Annotated in this window: 17 protein-coding genes and 1 pseudogene; 15 read left to right on the top strand and 3 right to left on the bottom strand. The window is 48.0% G+C overall.

Annotated features, from left to right (window positions below; all coding sequences use genetic code 11):
• Window positions 1-107 precede the first annotated feature (107 nt).
• Window positions 108-2,957, top strand: coding sequence for a right-handed parallel beta-helix repeat-containing protein (locus strainIA91_RS08480; protein WP_400166350.1), 2,850 nt, complete (start codon window positions 108-110; stop codon window positions 2,955-2,957).
• Window positions 2,958-3,210: 253 nt separating this feature from the next.
• Here strainIA91_RS08480 and strainIA91_RS08475 read toward each other — a convergent pair.
• Together strainIA91_RS08475 and strainIA91_RS08470 are read right to left on the bottom strand one after the other, a co-directional pair.
• Window positions 3,211-4,572: pseudogene (locus strainIA91_RS08475) on the bottom strand (Rne/Rng family ribonuclease).
• A 169-nt stretch (window positions 4,573-4,741) separates the two neighbouring features.
• Window positions 4,742-7,264, bottom strand: coding sequence for a TIGR03960 family B12-binding radical SAM protein (locus strainIA91_RS08470; protein ID WP_400166349.1), 2,523 nt, complete (start codon window positions 7,262-7,264; stop codon window positions 4,742-4,744).
• Window positions 7,265-7,433: 169 nt separating this feature from the next.
• Here strainIA91_RS08470 and strainIA91_RS08465 point away from each other — a divergent pair, with 169 nt between their 5' ends.
• From strainIA91_RS08465 to strainIA91_RS08400, 14 genes are all read left to right on the top strand, one after another.
• The gene (locus strainIA91_RS08465; RefSeq protein ID WP_400166348.1) at window positions 7,434-7,613 is read left to right on the top strand and encodes an indolepyruvate ferredoxin oxidoreductase subunit alpha; all 180 of its coding nucleotides are present in this window, start codon (window positions 7,434-7,436) and stop codon (window positions 7,611-7,613) included.
• Between the two features lie 121 nt (window positions 7,614-7,734).
• Window positions 7,735-8,799, top strand: a complete 1,065-nt coding sequence (locus strainIA91_RS08460) for a P-loop NTPase (RefSeq protein WP_400166347.1) — start codon at window positions 7,735-7,737, stop codon at window positions 8,797-8,799.
• A gap of 15 nt (window positions 8,800-8,814) precedes the next feature.
• Window positions 8,815-9,120 (top strand): metal-sulfur cluster assembly factor, encoded by a 306-nt coding sequence (locus strainIA91_RS08455; protein WP_400166346.1) that lies wholly within the window; start codon window positions 8,815-8,817, stop codon window positions 9,118-9,120.
• A 1-nt stretch (window position 9,121) separates the two neighbouring features.
• Window positions 9,122-9,394, top strand: a complete 273-nt coding sequence (locus strainIA91_RS08450) for a hypothetical protein (RefSeq protein WP_400166345.1) — start codon at window positions 9,122-9,124, stop codon at window positions 9,392-9,394.
• 118 nt (window positions 9,395-9,512) lie between these two features.
• On the top strand, window positions 9,513-10,241 hold the full coding sequence (locus tag strainIA91_RS08445; protein ID WP_400166344.1) for an isoprenyl transferase: 729 nt from the start codon (window positions 9,513-9,515) through the stop codon (window positions 10,239-10,241).
• Window positions 10,242-10,247: 6 nt separating this feature from the next.
• The gene (gene bamA / locus strainIA91_RS08440; RefSeq protein ID WP_400166343.1) at window positions 10,248-12,575 is read left to right on the top strand and encodes an outer membrane protein assembly factor BamA; all 2,328 of its coding nucleotides are present in this window, start codon (window positions 10,248-10,250) and stop codon (window positions 12,573-12,575) included.
• A 41-nt stretch (window positions 12,576-12,616) separates the two neighbouring features.
• Complete coding sequence (locus tag strainIA91_RS08435; protein ID WP_400166342.1) at window positions 12,617-13,144, top strand: OmpH family outer membrane protein; 528 nt, start codon at window positions 12,617-12,619, stop codon at window positions 13,142-13,144.
• A gap of 4 nt (window positions 13,145-13,148) precedes the next feature.
• Window positions 13,149-14,132, top strand: a complete 984-nt coding sequence (gene lpxD / locus strainIA91_RS08430) for a UDP-3-O-(3-hydroxymyristoyl)glucosamine N-acyltransferase (RefSeq protein WP_400166341.1) — start codon at window positions 13,149-13,151, stop codon at window positions 14,130-14,132.
• A complete protein-coding gene (locus strainIA91_RS08425; RefSeq protein ID WP_400166340.1) occupies window positions 14,129-15,469 on the top strand; it encodes a UDP-3-O-acyl-N-acetylglucosamine deacetylase in 1,341 nt (446 codons plus the stop codon). The genes lpxD and strainIA91_RS08425 overlap by 4 nt, the downstream gene beginning before the upstream one ends.
• Window positions 15,466-16,236 (top strand): acyl-ACP--UDP-N-acetylglucosamine O-acyltransferase, encoded by a 771-nt coding sequence (gene lpxA / locus strainIA91_RS08420; protein WP_400166339.1) that lies wholly within the window; start codon window positions 15,466-15,468, stop codon window positions 16,234-16,236. Before strainIA91_RS08425 ends, lpxA begins: the two co-directional genes overlap by 4 nt.
• 14 nt (window positions 16,237-16,250) lie before the next feature.
• Window positions 16,251-16,886: a hypothetical protein gene (locus tag strainIA91_RS08415; RefSeq protein ID WP_400166338.1), complete on the top strand. Its 636-nt coding sequence runs from the start codon at window positions 16,251-16,253 to the stop codon at window positions 16,884-16,886.
• The gene (locus strainIA91_RS08410; protein WP_400166337.1) at window positions 16,883-18,052 is read left to right on the top strand and encodes a 1-deoxy-D-xylulose-5-phosphate reductoisomerase; all 1,170 of its coding nucleotides are present in this window, start codon (window positions 16,883-16,885) and stop codon (window positions 18,050-18,052) included. The genes strainIA91_RS08415 and strainIA91_RS08410 overlap by 4 nt, the downstream gene beginning before the upstream one ends.
• Window positions 18,049-19,125, top strand: coding sequence for an RIP metalloprotease RseP (gene rseP / locus strainIA91_RS08405; RefSeq protein ID WP_400166336.1), 1,077 nt, complete (start codon window positions 18,049-18,051; stop codon window positions 19,123-19,125). The genes strainIA91_RS08410 and rseP overlap by 4 nt, the downstream gene beginning before the upstream one ends.
• Window positions 19,122-19,742 carry a hypothetical protein gene (locus strainIA91_RS08400; RefSeq protein ID WP_400166335.1) on the top strand — a complete coding sequence of 207 codons (621 nt, stop codon included), beginning with the start codon at window positions 19,122-19,124 and terminating at the stop codon, window positions 19,740-19,742. Before rseP ends, strainIA91_RS08400 begins: the two co-directional genes overlap by 4 nt.
• Here strainIA91_RS08400 and strainIA91_RS08395 read toward each other — a convergent pair.
• Complete coding sequence (locus tag strainIA91_RS08395; RefSeq protein ID WP_400166333.1) at window positions 19,711-20,310, bottom strand: DNA-3-methyladenine glycosylase; 600 nt, start codon at window positions 20,308-20,310, stop codon at window positions 19,711-19,713. The two genes, strainIA91_RS08400 and strainIA91_RS08395, sit on opposite strands and share 32 nt — an antisense overlap.
• Window positions 20,311-20,387: the final 77 nt, after the last annotated feature.

Raw genomic sequence — 20,387 nt, 5'->3', positions numbered from 1 at the left:
AAGATAATGCAACCATTACGAATGTTCAGGTGAATTACTCTACTTATCTTGGAGATTACACGTTTAAACTTATAAGAATCGTATCCTTATATGATTCTTTAAATGCAATGTGGAATTCAATCGGGACTGGAGATGTACTACATGCAGGACTTGAATATTCCATGGGTTTAAGTTTTGATTCGTCCCCGATAAAAACAGCGTTTGCAAGTTCGCTGGTTAACGATCAACTGATTATAGGCGGATTATCCGAGGCCGAAGCCACGAGAGGATCAGAATCTTCACTTGATTTAAATTTTAACGTAGAGTATGAAATCCCCGCCCAATTAATTAATCTCACGGTGCGTAATGATTTGTATGGCGCGGATGGAGGTTATATCGGTATGGCGGTTTATCCCAACACGGCCGTATCCCGTCCCAGCCCTTTTCCCTTTACGGCTTATGAGGAAAACCGGCTTAATCTGGAGGCATACGATAACCAGTACATAAATGATAAAGAATGGTTTTTTAATGATTCGGAATATCCGGATGAGAGAAGTGAATGGAGGAAAGAAAAGGACGAGGAAAATACATATATTTCTTCCAATCAATCCTTTACTACCAGCGCTTTGACCACTAATGATAGTGAGGCAATTTTCGTAGCGTATTTGAAAACCACAACCTATACCACGAGTGGTACGATGCCATCCAATGAGAGATGGTTTATATCCCCGGTGACATTAACAGGAGATGTGACTGTCCCTTCAGGTGTGACTCTTGAAATTCAATCCGGTGTATCGGTAAGTTTGAATGGTAATAATATTATTTCTACAGGTGGTACGATCACCGTCGACTCCGGCGCAACCATCAACTCCTCCAATTCCCATACCCGGCTTATAACAGGAAGTGCCATTAAAGGGATATATTCCACAATCGCATCAGCGATGTCAGCCGCCACCAGCGGCCAGAGTATCGAAGTCTATGGGTCTCACACCCTTGCCGCGAATCTCACCGTTCCCCCGGGGGTGACACTGACATTTAAAAACGGGTCGGATATTACGTTAGACAGCCATACCATTCAAAAAGGATCCGGGTCACTTGCCATTGAATCCGGCGCAAGCTTTACTCCGGATATCCGTCTTATGTCCGGGTCAACGGTTCTGGGGTTGTATACGAGTCTGGATGCGGCCTATGGAGACGGATCGGATGTGGAAATCCGGGGAACACATACATTTGCGGATTATTATACGGTAAGCAGCGGCCGGATACTGAGAGCGGAAAGCGGATCGGAACTGAGGTTCCCACCGGGGAAATACCTGAATGTCTATGGGACCCTTCATGGTAATCAGGCAGATTTTACGAGCACTTCAGGCACATGGGGCGGTATCCGCTACCGGAGCGCGGGCAGTGGAACCCTGGATCACTGTACGATGAGCCATGCAACGTACGGCATCCGTTCCACATCCACATCCACATCCCTTCACTTTACACACAATACGATCAGCGGCTGTTCATACGGAATCTATTGCTCGTCTTCCTCCCCGGAGATCCGGGATAATGCCGTCAGTAATTGTTCCTCATACGGCGTATATCTGTATAACAGCAGCGCGGAGCTGGAATCGAACCGGATCAGCGGTTCCAAGGTGTACCTGAACAACAGCGATGCTTCCCTGGAGAATAATTTGATCACCGGAGCGTATGGGAATGAAGCGGTTTATTTTTATGCTTCATCACCGGAGCTGTATTATAATACGATCAGCACCACGGATGCTTTATGGGCAGTGTATGCAAACAACGGGAGCGATCCGCTGTTTGGACAGTATGAAAATTATACATACACGGGCTTTAATTATATGTCATCCGGAGAATCCTCAGAGGGTGTTATTTTAGCATCCAATGCTTCAACACCTGTTATGGGTGGACATATCCCTCAAGTGTGGGGAAATTGCAAAAACTCCATTATCTGGCAGGGGACCTATTATGCCGCCGTTGCATCGGATGGCACATCATCCATCGATGCAAGACGTTGCTGGTGGGGTCAACCTTCGGCATCTGCCTGTTACGGAGATGTACTCACCACATATCCTTTGCAATCCGATCCCGGTTCCGGAAGCACCCTGAGTAAAAGCAGCCCTGAACCGGTCATGGCATCCCATCCTGAAGAAGAACCGGGCGACGAAGCGGCCAAAGCCCTGTGGGAAGCCGCCATGGGTGCCGTGTGGGAAAAGAACTATACCGGGGCACTCGATGATTTTCAAACCCTGATCCGCTTATATCCCGCCTCCACTTATGCCTACCGGGCCTTGAGCATGTCCGTACGCCTCTGCCGTGAACAGAAACCCCGGGATATGCTGACGTATCTGGATGAACTCCTGACCGGTGTTGAGGATAAGACTCTCCGGGCCGTGATCAAATCCCGGAAAGTGTCTGAATACCGTCGGATGAAAGACACGAAACAGGCCATCGCCCTCTCCCGTGAAATCCTTGCGGAAAACCCGGAAACCATCCATGAAACCACGGCCCTTTTTGATCTGTTCAATCTCTATGATAAGGACTTAGCGGATAGTGTTCAGGCGGAGTATTATTTAACAGAACTGAAGACCAAATATCCGGAGGATGAACTGACCGGCATTGCCAGAATCGATTGGGGCGAAGATCCGGAGAAAGTGGTAATCCGGAAACGGACCCTTCCCGGACAGGAAGAGGAGATCCTTCCCGAAGTTTTTATACTTGGATCCGCCTATCCCAATCCCTTCAATCCGGTGACCCGGTTGACTTACAGCCTGCCGGATGCGGGAGATCTCGTGTTTGAAGTTGTGGATATCACCGGCCGTATTGTGGACCGGATAACATTTTCGAATCATCCCGCCGGCGAACACCATTTTGATTACACCGCTTCACACCTCTCTACGGGTCTTTATATCGTCAGGGCCCGGTATAACCGGCAGGTGCAGATCCGGAAGATCGTGTATATGAAATGAGCCTCCCGCGGAGGGCGCGGGAGCACGAGGGGATGAGGGCATAATGGGGAGAAGGAGAGAGGAGGTAAAGAGTAAATAGCCCCGGGCTTTAGCCCGGGGAATGAGAGGGTGCGATGGGGCGAGGGAGAGAGGACACAAATAGCCCCCGGGCTTTAGCCCGGGGGAAACAAGGATTTGAAACATTAATTGACCCACCCAACCCAATTCATCATTTATAAATTCAATTCATCATTCATCATTCTTCATTCATCATTCAATAAAGATCAGTTATGTCTTTATTCAGTCTCCGGCTGAACACCCTGAATTGATCAAATTCCAGGGTATCATCCCCCTTAAAATCGATCCAGAGCAGGTTTTTGAATTGCAGGTGACGGAATTGTTTTTTTGCGGAGCCGTGAGCCAGCTGAGCCATAATGGCAGGGTGGACCGTAATGCGGATGAATTTATCTTTTGAATGGATTCTGAAGCGGCGGATCCAGTTGTCAATCTTGGAGATGACGCTGTCTTTGGAAGGGATCCGGCCGGTTCCGTGACACATGGGACACTCATCTGACGTGCTGAAAAAGAGAGATGTCCGGATTCGCTGGCGGGTCATTTCTACCAATCCGAAATCAGATACGTCCGAGACGGATACTTTCGCCCGGTCCTTTTGTAATTCCCTGCGGAAGGAATCCACCAGTTTTTTCCGGTTCCCCCGATCCTCCATATCAATAAAATCAATGACAATCAATCCGCCGATGTCCCGCAAACGCAACTGGCGGGCAATTTCAGTGGCCGCTTCCAGGTTAATGCGCAGATTATTGCTTTCCTGGTTCTTTTTTCCGATAAATTTTCCGCTGTTCACGTCTATGGATACTAGGGCTTCCGTGTGTTCAATGACAATGTGTCCGCCACCCCGGATCCAGATACGACGGCTTAAAGACCGCTCAAGCTGTTTGGAAATGTTATGAATTTCAAAAATAGAACCGCTTTTATGGAAAAATATCCGGTCTTCCAGATTGGGAGCAACCTGCCGGGCATAGGTCTGGATCTTCTTGAACATCTGCTTGTTATCCACTAACACACGGCTGACCTCATTGGTGAACAGATCCCGGATAACCGAAGATGTGATTTCCATGTCCCGGTAAATGAGGGCCGGCGGAGTGCTTCGTTTCAGGTTTTTCTGAAGTTCCTGCCAGCTGTTCAGCAAATAATCCATATCCCGCTTCAGCTCTTCATCTGTTTTATCCTCGGCAACCGTACGGACAATCAATCCAAAACCCTCAGGCTAAATGGAACGGGCAATTTTTTTTAGTTCTTTCCGGCGGTTGAAAGACTGGATTTTCTTGGATATGCCGATATAATTGGCATAGGGGACCAACACCAGAAAACGGCCGGGCAGGGAGATATTGGTTGTAACCCGGGGACCTTTTTCTCCCCATGAATCTTTTGTAACCTGTACCAGGATGGGATCACCCGTTTTCAGTTCTTCCGGTGATTTTACCGGAGCGGGGATTTCCCCTTCCTCTTTTTCATCCGCATCCAGAATGGTAGACAGCTGTCCTTCATGTCCTACCTCCGAAAAGGGAAGAAAAGCGTTGATTTTCTGACCGATATCCACAAAAGCCGCCCGCATCCCGGGTATCACGTTTTCCACCAGTCCGTTATAAATGTTACCCACACAACTTTTATCGTCAGGGGTTTCAATGTACAGCTCCACCAGATTCCCGTCTTCCGTGATCGCGATCCGGGTTTCGGTGGCTGTGTCGTTAATATAAATCTCTTTGTTCATCCAAAATCTCCGTTTACATCTTGATGTCAGTCGTTTCGTCTGTACACAGGCCGGCCTTTAACCGGCGCCCCTCGTAAGGAGGGAGATCTTCTTTTTTAAAGATGATGTGTAAAAATTCGTCCAGACGGCCGGTCCGGGTCTCCTGAACCCTGAACCGTACGAAAATCGACGGACGTGTTTCGTTTATTGTAAAATTGTCTACCAACGGTTTTAAATCGATGGTTTTATTTCCTTTTTTCGGATGATGCCGGGTAATCAGCCATTGATCCATCCCCGCCAGTTCATCCAGTGTTTGTTTGATTTTTTGTATGGGGACTTTTTCCTGGAAAAGTGCCTCATAGTCGAGATAACAGGTTGCTTGCATCACAGAAGGGGTGTCTTTGGACACATCCTGTGTCTTTAATATACGCAATCCCGGCGGAAAAATGGAATTAAGCTTTTCCCTAAGCCCGTCCACCGGTGTATTAAATGTGATGTCGGCATATTCTGACAAGGCCTCAAATCCCATGGGGATGGGATATCCCAGCGAAATCCGTGGACGGGGATTGAATCCTTCAGAAAAGCGGACCGGAAGCCGGAGAAAATTGAGAGACCTGTGTATCAGGCGGAATAAATCCTGATGGCTCAGGTAGCGCATCAATCCGGTTTTACTGAATTCCAGGCGTGTGATATACCGTTCAGATGATGGTTCCGGAAGAGGCTGGAAAGGTATAGGGTCTTCGGCTTTTGTGAAGGTCCTGACAGTTCCTGAATCTACGGTCCGCATCCGGATCTCGGTAAAATCACACACGTCACATCCCGTACAGCCATCCCGGCAATCCTGGGTATATTCTTCACGGTAAGCCTTCTCTTTTTCCTTCAGCAGGTATGTGAGGCTCACGCCGGGACTGATATGCTCCCAGGGCAGAAGGGTTTGGGTATCAAAAGGAGTTAAGTATGTTTCTGCAGATATGCCGCTTTCCTCGAAAGCCTCCATCCATCGGTCCATATCAAAATATTCGCTCCAGGCATCAAAACGGGATCCTTTTCGCCAGGACCTGTATATGGCATCTCCCACCTGTCGGTCTCCTCTGGCAAGGATGCCTTCAATCAACGTATACTCCGGATCCCGTGTCATCACTTTGATACCCGGTATCCGTAATTTCTGCTTTACATGATCAATCCGTGCCTGAAGCGTTGCCGGATCAGCCTGGGCTTCCCACTGAAAAGGTGTTGCCGGTTTGGGTATAAAGCTGGAAAGGGTCACATTGATGTGAATGTATCCGTAAGGGCGGCTCATGTCATGTAATGTCCGGATCAGACGGACGATGCCATCCAGATCTTCCGGGGTTTCTGTCGGCAGACCGACCATAAAATAGAATTTGACTGTTTTCCACCCTTTTTCCAGTGCCAGAAGGAAGGCATCAAAAAGCTGTTTATCCCGGATGTTTTTATTGATAACCCTTCGAAGCCGCTCGGTCCCCGCTTCCGGTGCAAAGGTCAGCCCGGATCGTTTACCGCTCAAAGCGGCGTCCAGAAGCTCAGGATTAACGGAATCCAGACGTAACGACGGAAAACTGACGGAAACATGGCATGACCGGATGACAGGCAGCATTTTGCGGATGGCAGGTTCCAATCCGGTATAATCCGATGTGGAAAGGCTTAATAGGGACATCTCCTCGTAGCCTGTATTCCGGAGGGTTTGTACCGTCTGCTGATACAGATCTTCCGGAGCTCTTTCCCTCACCGGCCGGTAGGTCATACCCGCCTGGCAAAAACGGCATCCTTCGGTACATCCCCGTTGGATTTCCAAAGCAAAACGATCATGGGCGATTTCAATCAGGGGAATCAGGGGCTTTTCCGGATAATACTCAGGCCGCAGTTCTTTGACGATATGTCTCCGGATCGGATAAGGTTTTCGATCCCATACAGAGGGGACATAAAAAGCCGGGTCGCTTCCTGCAAGGGTTTCCAAAAGATATTCCCGGCTCCAACCCTGTTTTTTCCCTTCTAGAATTAAATCCATAAGGGGGATGACCAAATCCTCTGCATCCCCGATGACAAAAAGGTCCATAAAGGACGCAAGGGGTTCCGGGTTGTAAGCACAGGACCCGCCGGCAATCATCAGGGGAAATTTTTCATTCCTGTCACGGGAAAAAAGGGGGATTCCGGCCAGATCCATCATATTTAAAATGTTGGTATAGGTCATTTCGTATTGCAGTGTAAAACCCAGGACATCAAAATCTGCAAGAGGACGCTGATTTTCCAGGGAAAAGAGCGGGATCTCTTTTTCACGCATCACCCTTTCCATATCCGTCCAGGGCGCATATACCCTTTCCGCCGCATAATGGGGATGGGCATTCACCAGGTGATACAACTCCTGAAATCCCTGGAAAGGCATCCCCACCTCATAGGTGTCGGGATAAGCCAGACACAGACTCAGATTGGTTTCTCCGGGATTCTTCCGGATCATATTCAGTTCACCACCCACATAGCGCCCCGGTTTTTCTACCCGGGTTAAAAGGTCATGAAGGATGTTTGCGTTGAGAGTTTCCATAGATTTTTAAAATAGTTAAACAACAGATCATTCACAATGAGTATTTGCTGAGCCTGTTCCCCTTTTTGGTCACATTGTTCAGAAAAATTTTAGAAATGATTTGCAGTTGATCGTATGAATTGAGAATTTATTGCATGGAAAAACAACGCAATGAAACGAGGAGGTTATAATGGCTGTTGTTGTTGATGTAAATGTATGTGAAGGGCACGGAGACTGCATTGAAGTCTGCCCCGTCGGCGCTCTGAGTCTGAATGATGATAATAAAGCCGTCTGTGACGAAGATACCTGTATTGACTGTCTGGCCTGTATTTCCGCATGTCCTGTGGAAGCCATCAGCGAAGGCGAGTAATACCCCGGTACATATTTATAAAAAGGGATGCTCAGGCATCCTTTTTTATTTTCAATCAGTTTCGTTTTATTCCAACTGAGAATTGGGTATATTCCGAAAGCATGAAGAAAAGGAGTGATACGTGAATAAAGAACAGGTGATGAATATATTAAAGACCGTGAATTATCCCGGTTTTTCCAGGAATCTGGTGGATTTTGGTATGGTCCGGGATATTGAAGAAAGCGGTGAAGGATGGACTATCCGGCTGAATGTCGTTTCAAAGGATGAAGAAAAGCTGGAAGCTTTACGGAAACAAGTGATTGAAGCCCTGGAAGAAAAGGGTGAAAAGGCTGCCCATGTACTGATTGATACAAAACCGGCCCAGGTAAAGGGACAAAATCCGTCCGGGCCGGCGAAAGACAAGAACCCTTTTGATGATCAGAAACGCTTTGAATATGCAGATCATGTCATCGCCGTTGCCAGCGGTAAGGGTGGGGTTGGAAAATCCACCATCGCGGCCAATCTTGCCATGGCCCTGGCCCGGCAGGGGAAATCTGTGGGACTCATGGATCTGGATGTGTACGGGCCCAGTGTTCCCACGTTGTTCGGTGTGGTCCAGCCTCCACGTGTTGAAGATGAACACACCATCTATCCCGCTGAGAAATATGGCATTCAGATCATGTCCTTCGGTTTCTTTATCGAACAGGATTCGCCGGTGATCTGGCGCGGACCGCTGGTCATGAAGCTGGTAACCCAGTTTCTGAATGATGTGGTCTGGAAACCCATGGATTTTTTGATTCTGGATCTGCCACCGGGAACAGGTGATGTGCAGCTTTCCCTGGTACAACAGTTGAAATTGGATGGTGCCGTGATTGTAACCACTCCCCAGGATCTGGCCCTGGCCGATGTAAAACGCGGAGCCAATATGTTTGAAAAAGTCCATACACCTGTCCTGGGAATTGTGGAAAACATGAGCTATTTTGTTTGTCCCCATTGCGGAAAGGAAAGTTATATATTCAGTAAAGGCGGGGGTGACCGGGAAAGCCGCCGGCTGAATGTGCCCTTGTTGGGGCGGATACCCCTTACTGAAGATGTGATGAATGCCTCTGATACAGGTTGTCCTATTGTGGAATCGGCTCCGGATTCCGAACCGGCAAAAAACTTTTCCGAAATTGCAACGTCCCTGATCAAAATGTTACCAAAATAATGAGGGAGTGTTCGAATGAGCCAACTGACACTTGAAAAAGTCCATGATGTGTTGAAAACATGCTATGATCCTGAAATACCTGTGAGTATTCTGGATCTGGGCCTGATTTACAATGTGGAAATTGACGGGGATGTGGTAAATGTGGTCATGACACTCACCGCCCGTGGTTGCCCCATGAGCCGGAAAATATCGGCGGACGTAAAAAATAGACTGGAAGCCCTCCCGGAAGTCTCCCGGGCGAATGTGGAAATTGTGTGGGACCCCCAATGGACGCCTGAGATGATTTCTCCGGAAGGCCGGCGGATTCTTGGAATGGATTAATATGACGGATCATCAACTAAAGAAAAATCAGAAAAACCGAAAATCCCCCGTTCAATGGGATCATAAGATTTTCAGGGTCTATTCGGACGGTCCCGATTTCGACACGCTGACCGTGGATATGGATTCGGACCGGGTGGATCATGTTTTTATTGACGATATGAAAGATGAAGTTGAAGAACTGAGTTTTGAAGGCTGGCGGTATATCACCGGATTTGCCCTGGATGACGATTCTTTCTATCTGATGTACAAAAGACCTTCCAGAAATAAGAAATAGTGGACAAAGCCGGATATGCCGGTACAGGTATTCCGGCTTGACTTTCGTCAGGCGGAGAAGTAATTTCCTCTGCTAAAAACATGAGGTCAGGCTCTTGACTGATTTTAACATCACAAGCATGAAAAAGCATCCCCGGCTGCCACGACATGTGGCGGTGATTATGGATGGTAACGGACGGTGGGCCAAACAGAGAGATCTCCCCCGGATCTCAGGACACATGGAAGGCATTCATTCTGTCCGTGATGTGGTGGAAGCCTCGGGTGAACTGGGGATTGCGTTTCTTACCCTGTATACCTTTTCCAAAGAGAACTGGAACCGGCCCAAAACGGAAGTGTCTGCCCTTATGTCCCTCCTTGTTAAGACCTTTCATGAAGAAATATCTGAATTAGACCGGAACAATGTTCGTTTTAATGTCATTGGATGTATCGATGATCTGCCTGAAGAAACCCGGAACAAGATGCTTCAGGGAATCGAACAGACAAAAGAGAATACGGGATTAACATTGACACTTGCCCTGAGTTACGGAAGCCGGATTGAAATAACAGAAGCTGTCAAATCCATCTGCAGGGATGTCGCTGAAGGCAGCCTGTCACCGGAGGATGTAAACGAGGCTCTGATTTCTTCCAGGCTCTATACAGCCGATATGCCCGATCCCGACCTGCTGATCCGGACCAGCGGTGAATTACGGATCAGTAACTTTCTCCTCTGGCAGATTGCCTATTCTGAACTCTATGTGACGCCAAAATTCTGGCCCGATTTCCGGAAAAAAGACTATCTGGAAGCGATCAACAGCTACCTTAACCGGGAACGACGCTTTGGCAAAGTCAGTGAACAATTGAACCCATAGGTGCATGTGAAACGAACAATCACCCTACTTATCCTTGTGATCCTTGCCTTACCCTCTTTAACACCCGCCCAACAGGAATCCATCAAAATCCTGGATGTAACGGTTGTGGGAAATGAAACCGCCTCTGAATCGATTATTAAAGTGAATTCCGGTTTTATTGAAGGTGCCGTCCTGACCGGTCCCCAGATTCAGGAGGGAATTAACAAACTATGGCGGCTCAGGCTCTTTAGTGATATCAAAGTCTATGTCGATAAGGAAACACCCGATGGAGTATATCTTATCGTCAGTGTCCAGGAATACCCCCGTCTGAATGAGGTCATTTACCAGGGGAATGAAAAACTGAAGACCAAAAACATTGAAAAAGATATCATCTTTATTCGCGGACAGGTTATTACTCCTCATCTCATCAATAAAGCGGTTCGGGATTTGAAAAAAATGTACGATGATGAGGGGTATTTTAATGCAAAGATCGATGTCTCCACCCGGCCGGCCGGGGAAAATATCGATTTAATTATCCAGATTGATGAAGGAAAAAAGGTCCGTATTAGGGACATTGATTTTGTGGGGAACGACAATTTCAGCGACTGGACCCTCCAGCGCCAGATGAAAGAAACCAAAGCCCGTACCTGGTACCGCTTTTATGTCTCGGGTAAGTTTGATGAAGAAAAATTTGAAGAAGATAAACAAAAAGTCCTTGAATTTTACCGGAATCATGGTTACCGGGATGCCCGTATACTGGGAACCGAATTAAAAATCAACGAAGACAGCACCCGTATTACCCTTGAGATCAAACTGGAAGAAGGCAATCCCTACTACTACGGTAAGATCACATTTGAAGGGAATGAGCTCTATTCCACGGATTTCCTGGAAAAGAGCCTGGAAAGCGCCGGGATAGCAAGGGGAGAGCCCTTTCGGGAAAACGATTTTGAGATGGGGGTGGATCTGCGTATCCGAAGTCCCTATATGGACACGGGTTATCTCTATGCCCAGATTATTCCCGAACTGACCCCCCGGGATAAAGATACCCTGGATGTACATATCATCATTCAGGAAAACGAAAAAGTGTATATACGCCGCGTGAATATTGTAGGCAACGACAGGACCCGTGACTTTGTGATTCGCCGTGAAATGCGGGCCTTTCCCGGAGATGTATTTAACCGGGAAGCTCTGATTCGCTCCCAGAGTGACATTTTCAGACTGAATTATTTCAGCAATGTGGTGCCGGATATTGTGCCGGTGGATGATGAACATGTGGATCTGGAAATTACCGTCGAGGAAAAATCCAGCGACCGGGCGAATATGTCCATGGGCTACAGCGAACTGGACGGACTCATCGGAAGTGTGGGCATCGATATCATGAACCTGATGGGCCGGGGACAGCAACTGACGACGGAATATCAGCGGGGACAGTCATATCAATATCTGAATCTGGGTTTTTCCGAGCCCTGGCTGATGGGACGGCCCAACTCCATCGGTGTGAATTTCTACTATTCGGAACGGGGAGCCTCACGCTATTACACCTATCCCTATGATATAAACGTAATTGGAGCATCCCTGCGCTTCGGTCGACGTTTCCGCTGGCCGGACAGTTATTTTTATGGCAGCTGGAGCTTAAATCTAACCCGGAAACAGTATACCAATATTGATGATGAAGCGACCTTTCTGGCCCATAACCCTACAGGATTATTGAAAACCAGGGGTAACAGTTTCATCCAGACCATTTCCAGGGACAGCAAAAACAGGCCTGAGTTTCCCACAGCCGGTTCCACCGTGCGGTTCAGCACAAAATTTTCCGGTGGTTTGCTGAAAGGGCATGAAGAGTTTGTGAAAAATGAACTGGAAGTCAAATGGTGGACTCCCATCGTGTGGAAGCTGGTTCTTTACCAAAATCTCCATTTTGGAAACATCAATTCTTTTGGGAATTATGCCGTGATTCCTTACGATGAACGGTTTTACATGGGTGGAGCCGGTATGGTCAGCTACACAACACCTTTGCGTGGCTATGAAGACCGCTCTGTTGGTCCTATCCGCTCATCCAGTTATATGCTTGGGGGAAAAGCCCTTGCCAAATATTCCCTGGAATTGCGTGTCCCCGTCTCTGATAATCCCACCATGTATCTTTTCGGTTTTGGTGAAACAGGTCAGATCTGGAACGAATTCAATGAAGTGAAAATGGACAGGATGGTCCGTAGCCTTGGAATAGGTGCCAGAATCTTCATGCCCATGATCGGAATGCTGGGATTTGATGTTGGATATGGTTTTGATAATCCTTATGATCCAAAGGGTAAACCCAATGGATGGAAAACCCATTTTGTCTTTGGTATGCCCTTTTAAAGAAAAATAAATTGCATGAAGAAAAAGAAAGGATTGATTACATGGTGAAACGTTCAACACTTTTAATGATCATTGCCCTTATCCTGGCAGGTGTTGCCGGTTTGCAGGCACAATCCAAAATCGGATACATTGATTCGGAAAAACTGCTGAGGGAATTTGATGAGGCTGTGGATGCCATGGCAAAGCTGGAGGCAGAAAGCCAGCGCCTTGAAGAAGAATATTATGCCATGCAGGAGCGGGGACAAAAACTGCTGGATGAATATGAAAGCAAACGCTTTGTCGCTACGGAAGCCTGGAAAACCCAAAAACAGCAGGAAATTCAGAAGCTCCAGGAAGAACTCCAGAATTATCAGATGAAATATTTCGGTCCCGACGGCGAAATTTATGTTAAACAGGAAGAGTATCTGGGACCCGTGATGCAAAAGATCAACCAGGCCATTCAACGCGTGGGTTTAGACGGGGGATATGACTATATCATCGATGCATCCAAAGGGACCCTGGTTTTTGCAGACGATAAACATGATCTGACAAACACGGTTTTATACGAGCTGCGTAAAGCACAAAAATAATTCGATGCAGTCTGAATGGACCCTTTCAGGCATTGCTTCTTTCCTGAATGGTACTTGGCAGGGAGAAGCGGACCTTAAAATCACCGGTATCCGGGAGATTCATCTTGCCGGCCCCGGTGATCTGACTTTTGTAGCCAATCCGGTTTATTCCAAATATTTAAAAACAACGAAGGCTTCCGCCGTGATTGTTTCACGGGATTTACAGACGGATTTTCCGAATCTGATCCGTGTTGAAGATCCCCAGGAGGCCATGGGAAAGCTGATCCCTGTATTTTTAAGTGACCGGGGACTTCAGGAATCGGATCGGGGAATTCATGAAACAGCCCTGATCCATGAAACAGCGGTTATCGGGAAGAATGTGCACATTGGCCCATACTCTGTCATCGGACCTCATTGCGAGATCGGGGATGAGACGACCATCATGGCCCATGTAACCCTCTACGATCACGTGATCATCGGGAAGAAATGTACCATTCATGCCGGAAGTGTTTTGGGATCGGATGGTTTTGGGTATACCTTCCACAAAGGTGTATTCAGGAATATTCCCCAGCGTGGACGGGTCATCCTCCATGATGAAGTGGAAATGGGTGCCCACTGCACCATTGACCGGGGAAGTCTGGGAGACACGGTGATTGGTGAAGGATGCAAACTGGATAACCATGTTCATATTGCCCATAATGTAAAAATCGGAAAACACTGCGCCTTTGCCGGGATGTCCGGTGTGGCCGGCAGTGCCGTGATTGGTAATTACTGTGTGTTCGGTGGCAGGGTTTCGGTAAACGGCCATATTCATGTGGCAGACGGGACTCAGGTCGCCGCCATGTCCGGTGTCAGCAAAAGCACCAAACCCGGTGAGATTCTCAGCGGATACATTGCCCGGCCGATTCATGATTTCCGCCGGGAACAAGCCTGGATTCGCCGGCTTCCGGAAATGGGAGAACTCCTGAACCGGATCAAAATTTTGTTAAAGCTGGATAAAGATTCATGATCGCCTATCAACGTACACCGGAACGGAGCATAACCCTTGAGGGAAAAGGCCTGCATACCGGTGCACCCTGCCGGCTGACAGTGAACCCTGCTCCCGTGAATCACGGGATTTCTTTTAAACGGACCGATATCCCTGAATCGCCGGAAATCCCCGCTTGTCTGGACTCAGTGGTGGATCTCTCACGGGGAACTACCCTGGGATCCGGAGATGTCCGTGTCCATACCATCGAACATGTGATGGCCGCCCTCCGGGCTTGTGATATCCATAATGCCGTCATCGACATGGACGGTCCCGAACCTCCCGTGGGCGATGGCAGTGCCAAACCTTATCTGGACCTTCTGAAAAGTGTCCGGTGCAGGGAACAGGGTGTGCCTCGTCCTGAACTGATTATCACTACGCCTGTAACCTATACGGATCCCGTCGATAATGTAATCATCAAAGTCTTTCCTGCTGAGACGTTCCGGGTTACTTTTCTTGTGGATTATGCTGACCATCTGACCATGGGAACCCGCTTTTATTCCCTGGATTCCATGGAGGATTTTGATCAAGAAATTGCTCCGGCACGGACCTACAGCCTGCTGAGTGAAATGAAATCGGTGATGCAACGTGGTTTGGGTAAAGGAGGAACCCTCGACAATAATATTGTTTTTATTGACCGGGAGATTTCTGAGGATGAACTGAAAGAATTGAAAACACTTTTCAAGGTGGATCACGACATTCGCCTTGGAAATACCGGTATTCTGGATGAAAGACCACTCCGTTTCCCCAATGAACCGGTCCGGCATAAAATTTTGGATCTGGTGGGGGATTTATATCTCCTGGGAATGCCGGTTCGTGGACATGTGATGGCTTTCCGGAGTGGACACAGAAATAACGTCGTTTTCGTGAAAAAACTGGTGGAAGTTTATAAACCATTCATTCATACCCTGAAAAATCCCGAACCCGGTGCCGGTCTCCTGGGAGCCCTGATGCCCGATTTTGCTCCGGTTCCCCAGGGATGGCGGGTGATGAAGGAAAAAGATCAGGTCCGGTCTGTTTTCGATCCGGTTGAATATCAGGGCAGGTACCTTGACAAAGGACTCATTTTCCGGCTTCTGGGACTCTCGGCAGCGTCACTCCTCCTCTACGATAAGGTCCATACCATCCGCCGTATTGTTTTTTCAGGTGTCCGGGATCTGAAATTTTTCAAGGATATTCCCCGAAGAGAGTATACATTCCTGAGCCGGATCATTCATGGGGAAACGCATGAATGGACGGTTTCCTCCCGGATGATGTCCGGAGGAAATGAGGTGATTTGTGAAGGTGTTTTTAAGTTGAATATTGAGAGAGATGTATGAGCCTGATTCATCAAACAGCAATTGTCAGTCCAAAAGCCGAATTGGGAAATCAAGTACAGGTTGGCCCGTACGCGATTATTGATGAGGATGTGGTCATTGGCGATGAAACCTGTATTGCCGAACATGCGATTATCCGTCCCGGTGCCCGGATCGGACGGCAGTGCCAGATTTTTCCCGGAGCCATCATCAGTGAAATTTCACAGGACTTGAAGTACAAAGGTGAAAGAACCGAAACAATCATCGGGGACAGGACCATTATCCGGGAATATGCCACCATCCATAAGGGAACGGAAGACCGGATGAGAACTGTGGTGGGTGATGATTGTATGATCATGGCTTATGTCCATGTAGCCCATGACTGTAAAATCGGAAACAACTGCATTTTTTCAAATGCCACACAGCTGGCCGGACATGTGACCGTAGAGGATTTTGTGATTATCGGCGGCATGACGGGAGTCCACCAGTTTGTGCAAATCGGCGCCCATGCTTTTGTAGGCGGCTATATGCGGATCAGTAAGGATGTGCCTCCATATATTCTGGCGGCCGGGATGCCTGCCCGCTATGCCGGTTTAAATCAGGTGGGACTCACTCGCCGAGGTTTCTCAGCGGAGGTACTGAAAAAACTGAAAGAATTTTACCAGATACTGTACCGTTCCGATTACAACATTTCCGATGCCCTGAAATATATTGAAACACAGCTTGAACTGATCCCCGAAATGCAACATGCCATTGAATTTATCAAAGCTTCCAAAAGGGGACTCATCTGATACAGGGATTGTCCATGAAACGGCATTTTTTTAAAGTATTTGTGCTTTTATTGTTTTTGGCCATTCCCCTTTTTTCGGGTCTTTCTCCCGATCAGGTGGACACGAAGGATAAAGCCGGTCACTTTTTACAGAAAGCATCGGGTATTATACCTGTCCCTGGATATTCGGTATCCGCTCTTTACATTCAGATGCTTCGGGTCAACCCGGATTATGACCTGATTCCTTCCCTGTCTGTCCGGACCCGGCTGACACAGGAGTACTCGTTTTTTATCGGTGGAAGTGCCGGGTTGACTCATGCCGATCCCTGGTATGCCACATCGTATGGCTTGTGTGTACAGCGGGAAATGTCTAAACGGAATGGCGTGTGGATCGTTCAGGCAGCTGCCATGCACGGGGATCATCCAGACTGGAAGAACAGGACAACAACCCTGACAGCCGGAGGGCTCACATGGTTTTTATCCCTTCAGACCGGCCTCTTCGTTTCTCTGAATTATGAAAATGGAACCGTCCGGAATGCCATGGGGAACTTCAAGGCAGAACATTTTTATCTATCTTCTTCTCTCACGATGATGTGGAAGGGCTGGGAACTGTCGGTTCGTGGAAGTATCCGCTCTTTTGGAACCGCTTTCAGCCGGAGTATTAACTTATGAAAAAAATTGGAATCACCGGTTCAACAGGCAGTATTGGCACCAACGCCCTGAAAGTCATCGAAAAAAATTCCCGGGACTTTCTTGTGGTTTTTCTAACAGCAAACAGACAGGTGGAAAAACTGGCAGCACAGGCCCGGATTTTTAAACCGGAAGTGGTGGTGATCGCCGATGAATCCAGGGAAAAAGACCTCCGGTCTCTCCTCAAAGGAGAACCGGTCCGGATTCTTGCCGGCAGCCATGCCATTGCCCGGGTATGCCGTGAATCGGACTGCGATATCATCCTCAATGCCATCGTGGGCAGCAGGGGGATGGAAGCCTCTGTAGAAACCGTCCGGTCCGGAAAGGATCTTGCCTTAAGCAACAAGGAAAGCCTGGTAATGGCCGGGAATTTGATCAATGAACTGGCTCAACGCCATCATGCCCGGATATTGCCGGTGGATAGTGAACATTCGGCTATCTGGCAATGCCTGCTGGGAGAAAAAGAAAAAAACGTAAAGGATTTGATTCTGACCGGTTCCGGCGGACCCTTTCGGGAACGAGACCCTCATACATTTGGATCCATAACCATACCTGAAGCTTTAAAACATCCCAATTGGTCCATGGGGGCAAAAATTACCATCGATTCTGCAACAATGATGAATAAAGGACTCGAAATTATTGAAGCCTATCATCTTTTTCATCTTCCACCGGACCATATCGAGGTCCTGATCCATCCCCAATCCATTATTCACAGCCTGGTTCGTTTTGTAGATGGCTCCGTAAAAGCCCAGTTGGGGGTTCCGGATATGAAGATTCCCATTCAGTTTGCCCTTTCCTGGCCGGATCGCCTTCCGTCAGACTGGGAATCCCTGGATCTTGCAGAAATCGGAACCCTGACCTTTGAAAAGCCGGATGATACCCGTTTTCCGGCTATTTCCCTTGCATTGGACGCCCTCAGAACCGGTGGTACGGCTCCGGCTATCCTCAATGTGGCCAATGAACAGGCGGTGTACCGCTTCTTGAATGAAGAAATCCCTTTTACAGGCATCATCCCCCTGATTGAAAAAGCGCTGGAGCATTTCCCGGCGGAAACGGATGAAACCCTTGAAAAGCTTATATCCCTTGAAAAAGATGTAACTGAATTTGTAAAATCCCTCTCATTGAAAAAAGGAGTTCTCCCCCAATGATATATATCATCGCCACGATCATTGTTTTAGGCATTCTCGTCTTTGTCCATGAATTCGGCCATTTTTTGGCGGCAAAAGCCACAGGTATCCGCGTGGAAACCTTTTCCCTGGGATTTCCCCCTAAAATTGTCTGTAAAAAATGGGGGGAAACGGAATATTGCCTTTCCTGGATACCCCTGGGGGGATATGTCAAACTGTCGGGAATGATTGATGAAAGCCTGGATGAAAGCTGGACCGAGACGGAGCCTCAACCCTGGGAATACAGAGCTAAACCGGGCTGGGTGAAAGTCCTGGTTTCTTCGGCCGGTGTAATCATGAATCTTTTCCTGGCCGTCATCATTTTCTCCGTATTGACCTTTCAGAATGGAATTGCCGTTCCTGCCGAAGAACCGGTGATTGGCGAAGTGGTGAGCGGAATGCCTGCTGAATCGGCAGGACTTCAGAAAGGTGACCGGATTTTAAGTATCAATGGACATCCGGTAGATACATGGGAGGAAATGACGGTAGAGATTCAAACCCTTGCAGATCAAGAAACCCAAATCGAGTTGAGCCGGGATCATGAAATTCTACAGGTGATTCTTACACCTGTTCCACAGCAATCCGTTGTGGATGGGGACATCAAAACCGTGGGTATGATCGGGGTAAGTGCAGACTATAGCATCCGGCAGGCCGGTGTGTTTGAAAGTGTGAAATATGGATTCCGGAATACAGGATACTGGCTGAATCTTACCGTTAAATCCCTGGGAATGGTGATTACCGGCAAGGAGAGTCTGAAGAATATCGGTGGCCCCATCATGATTGCCCAGCTTGCAGGAGAGTCTGCAAAAACCGGAGCAGGTGCCCTGTTTGGTTTTATTGCCATCATCAGTGTCAATCTGGCCTTGATCAATATTCTGCCTATTCCGGCCCTGGACGGCGGGCATATCGTGGTAGCCGTGACAGAGAGTATTCTTCGGCGCGAGCTGCGTCTGAAGACGAAAATCCGTATCCAGCAGGCAGGTATGGCGATCCTCTTTACCCTCATTGCCCTGGTGCTGGTGAATGATATTTTTCGCTTATTCAACGGATCATGACCCCCATAAATCCAATGGTTCTGCCCGATCAACCCGGTGAATTTATCCGGGCTGTCCGGAATAATCCGGCTCATATTTTTCCTTTGCTTGCAAACCGGGATACAAGACTCCGCTATCTGTTTAAAAAACGTAAAAAAAAATCGATTGAGTCCGCCTCTGAGGATGCATACAAAAAGCTCTTGTTCAACCCGGAATATCAAATGAACCGCTTGGCCTGGCTGAGTCTGAAGGCATCCCTTCTTTGTTCTACACCGGAACTGATTGCAAAAACCGAATGTAGGTATACGGAAGATCTGACTTCTCTCTATGAACCGGAGTTGCCGGAAGCTGCCTTTGTCTTGTGGCTTCTTCAACAGGCGGGGATTTCCCCCCATCATTGCCGTCAAATGCTTACTCATGATCAAAAAGCAATTAGAAAAACCGGAATTCCCCTGTCAAAACGAATGCCCTGTGATGTCCTGTTTTATATGCATGGGCGTTTACTTCAACATAAGGGCGGAGCCCGGGAAATTTTTCAACTGTCCCGCTTGTGGTGGATCTATTGTAAAAAGGATGAAGCCAAAAAATTGATGATTTTGTTGATGCTTAATCTGACCCGGTCCTCAGCACAAACCTGAGAAGAGCTTTCTTATCTTTTTCTGCAGCATAATCAATGCCGATACGGGGTGTACGGATCACGGCAGATGATGCTTCCCGGTATCCCGGTGTGATAAACATGTCCTGAGATGTCACCAGATCCAGGCCATTGTGTTTACGGGTTATCTGAAAAGCCTGTGTCAGGCGGGCCGGTCCATCGGTTAAGGGCATTTTGCCACCCCGGTTCATTATCATTGTTTCTGTTCCTTCTTCAGGAATCACCCCCCTGATCAGTACGGCACACCCTTTTTCTTCCCCTTCTGTTACCACATTCAGCATGTTGTGAAGTCCATACACAAAATAGACATACACCAATCCTCCCGGCCCATACATCACCCGGTTCCGTGCTGTTTTTCCTGAAGATGTATGACAGGCCGTATCCCATTCCCCTGTGTAAGCTTCTGTCTCACTGATACGGCCGCTCAAAATACGACCATCTGCCAAAACCCGGACCAGCAGGCATCCAAGTAAAACTTCTGCCACCCTTTCGGTGGTCTGCAGGTAAAAATCCCGGGGCAGACGGTGATGTAAATGGACATGCATCATCATGTGATGAATTTACGAATTCACCGGTCTGGGGAAAAGAAGTCTGAAGGGATGTGGAGTCATTGAAAAGCGCTAACGGA

Source organism: Candidatus Neomarinimicrobiota bacterium, assembly GCA_041154365.1.
GTDB lineage: Bacteria > Fidelibacterota > Fidelibacteria > Fidelibacterales > Fidelibacteraceae > Fidelibacter > Fidelibacter multiformis.
This window is presented reverse-complemented; position numbering and strand designations above follow the sequence as displayed.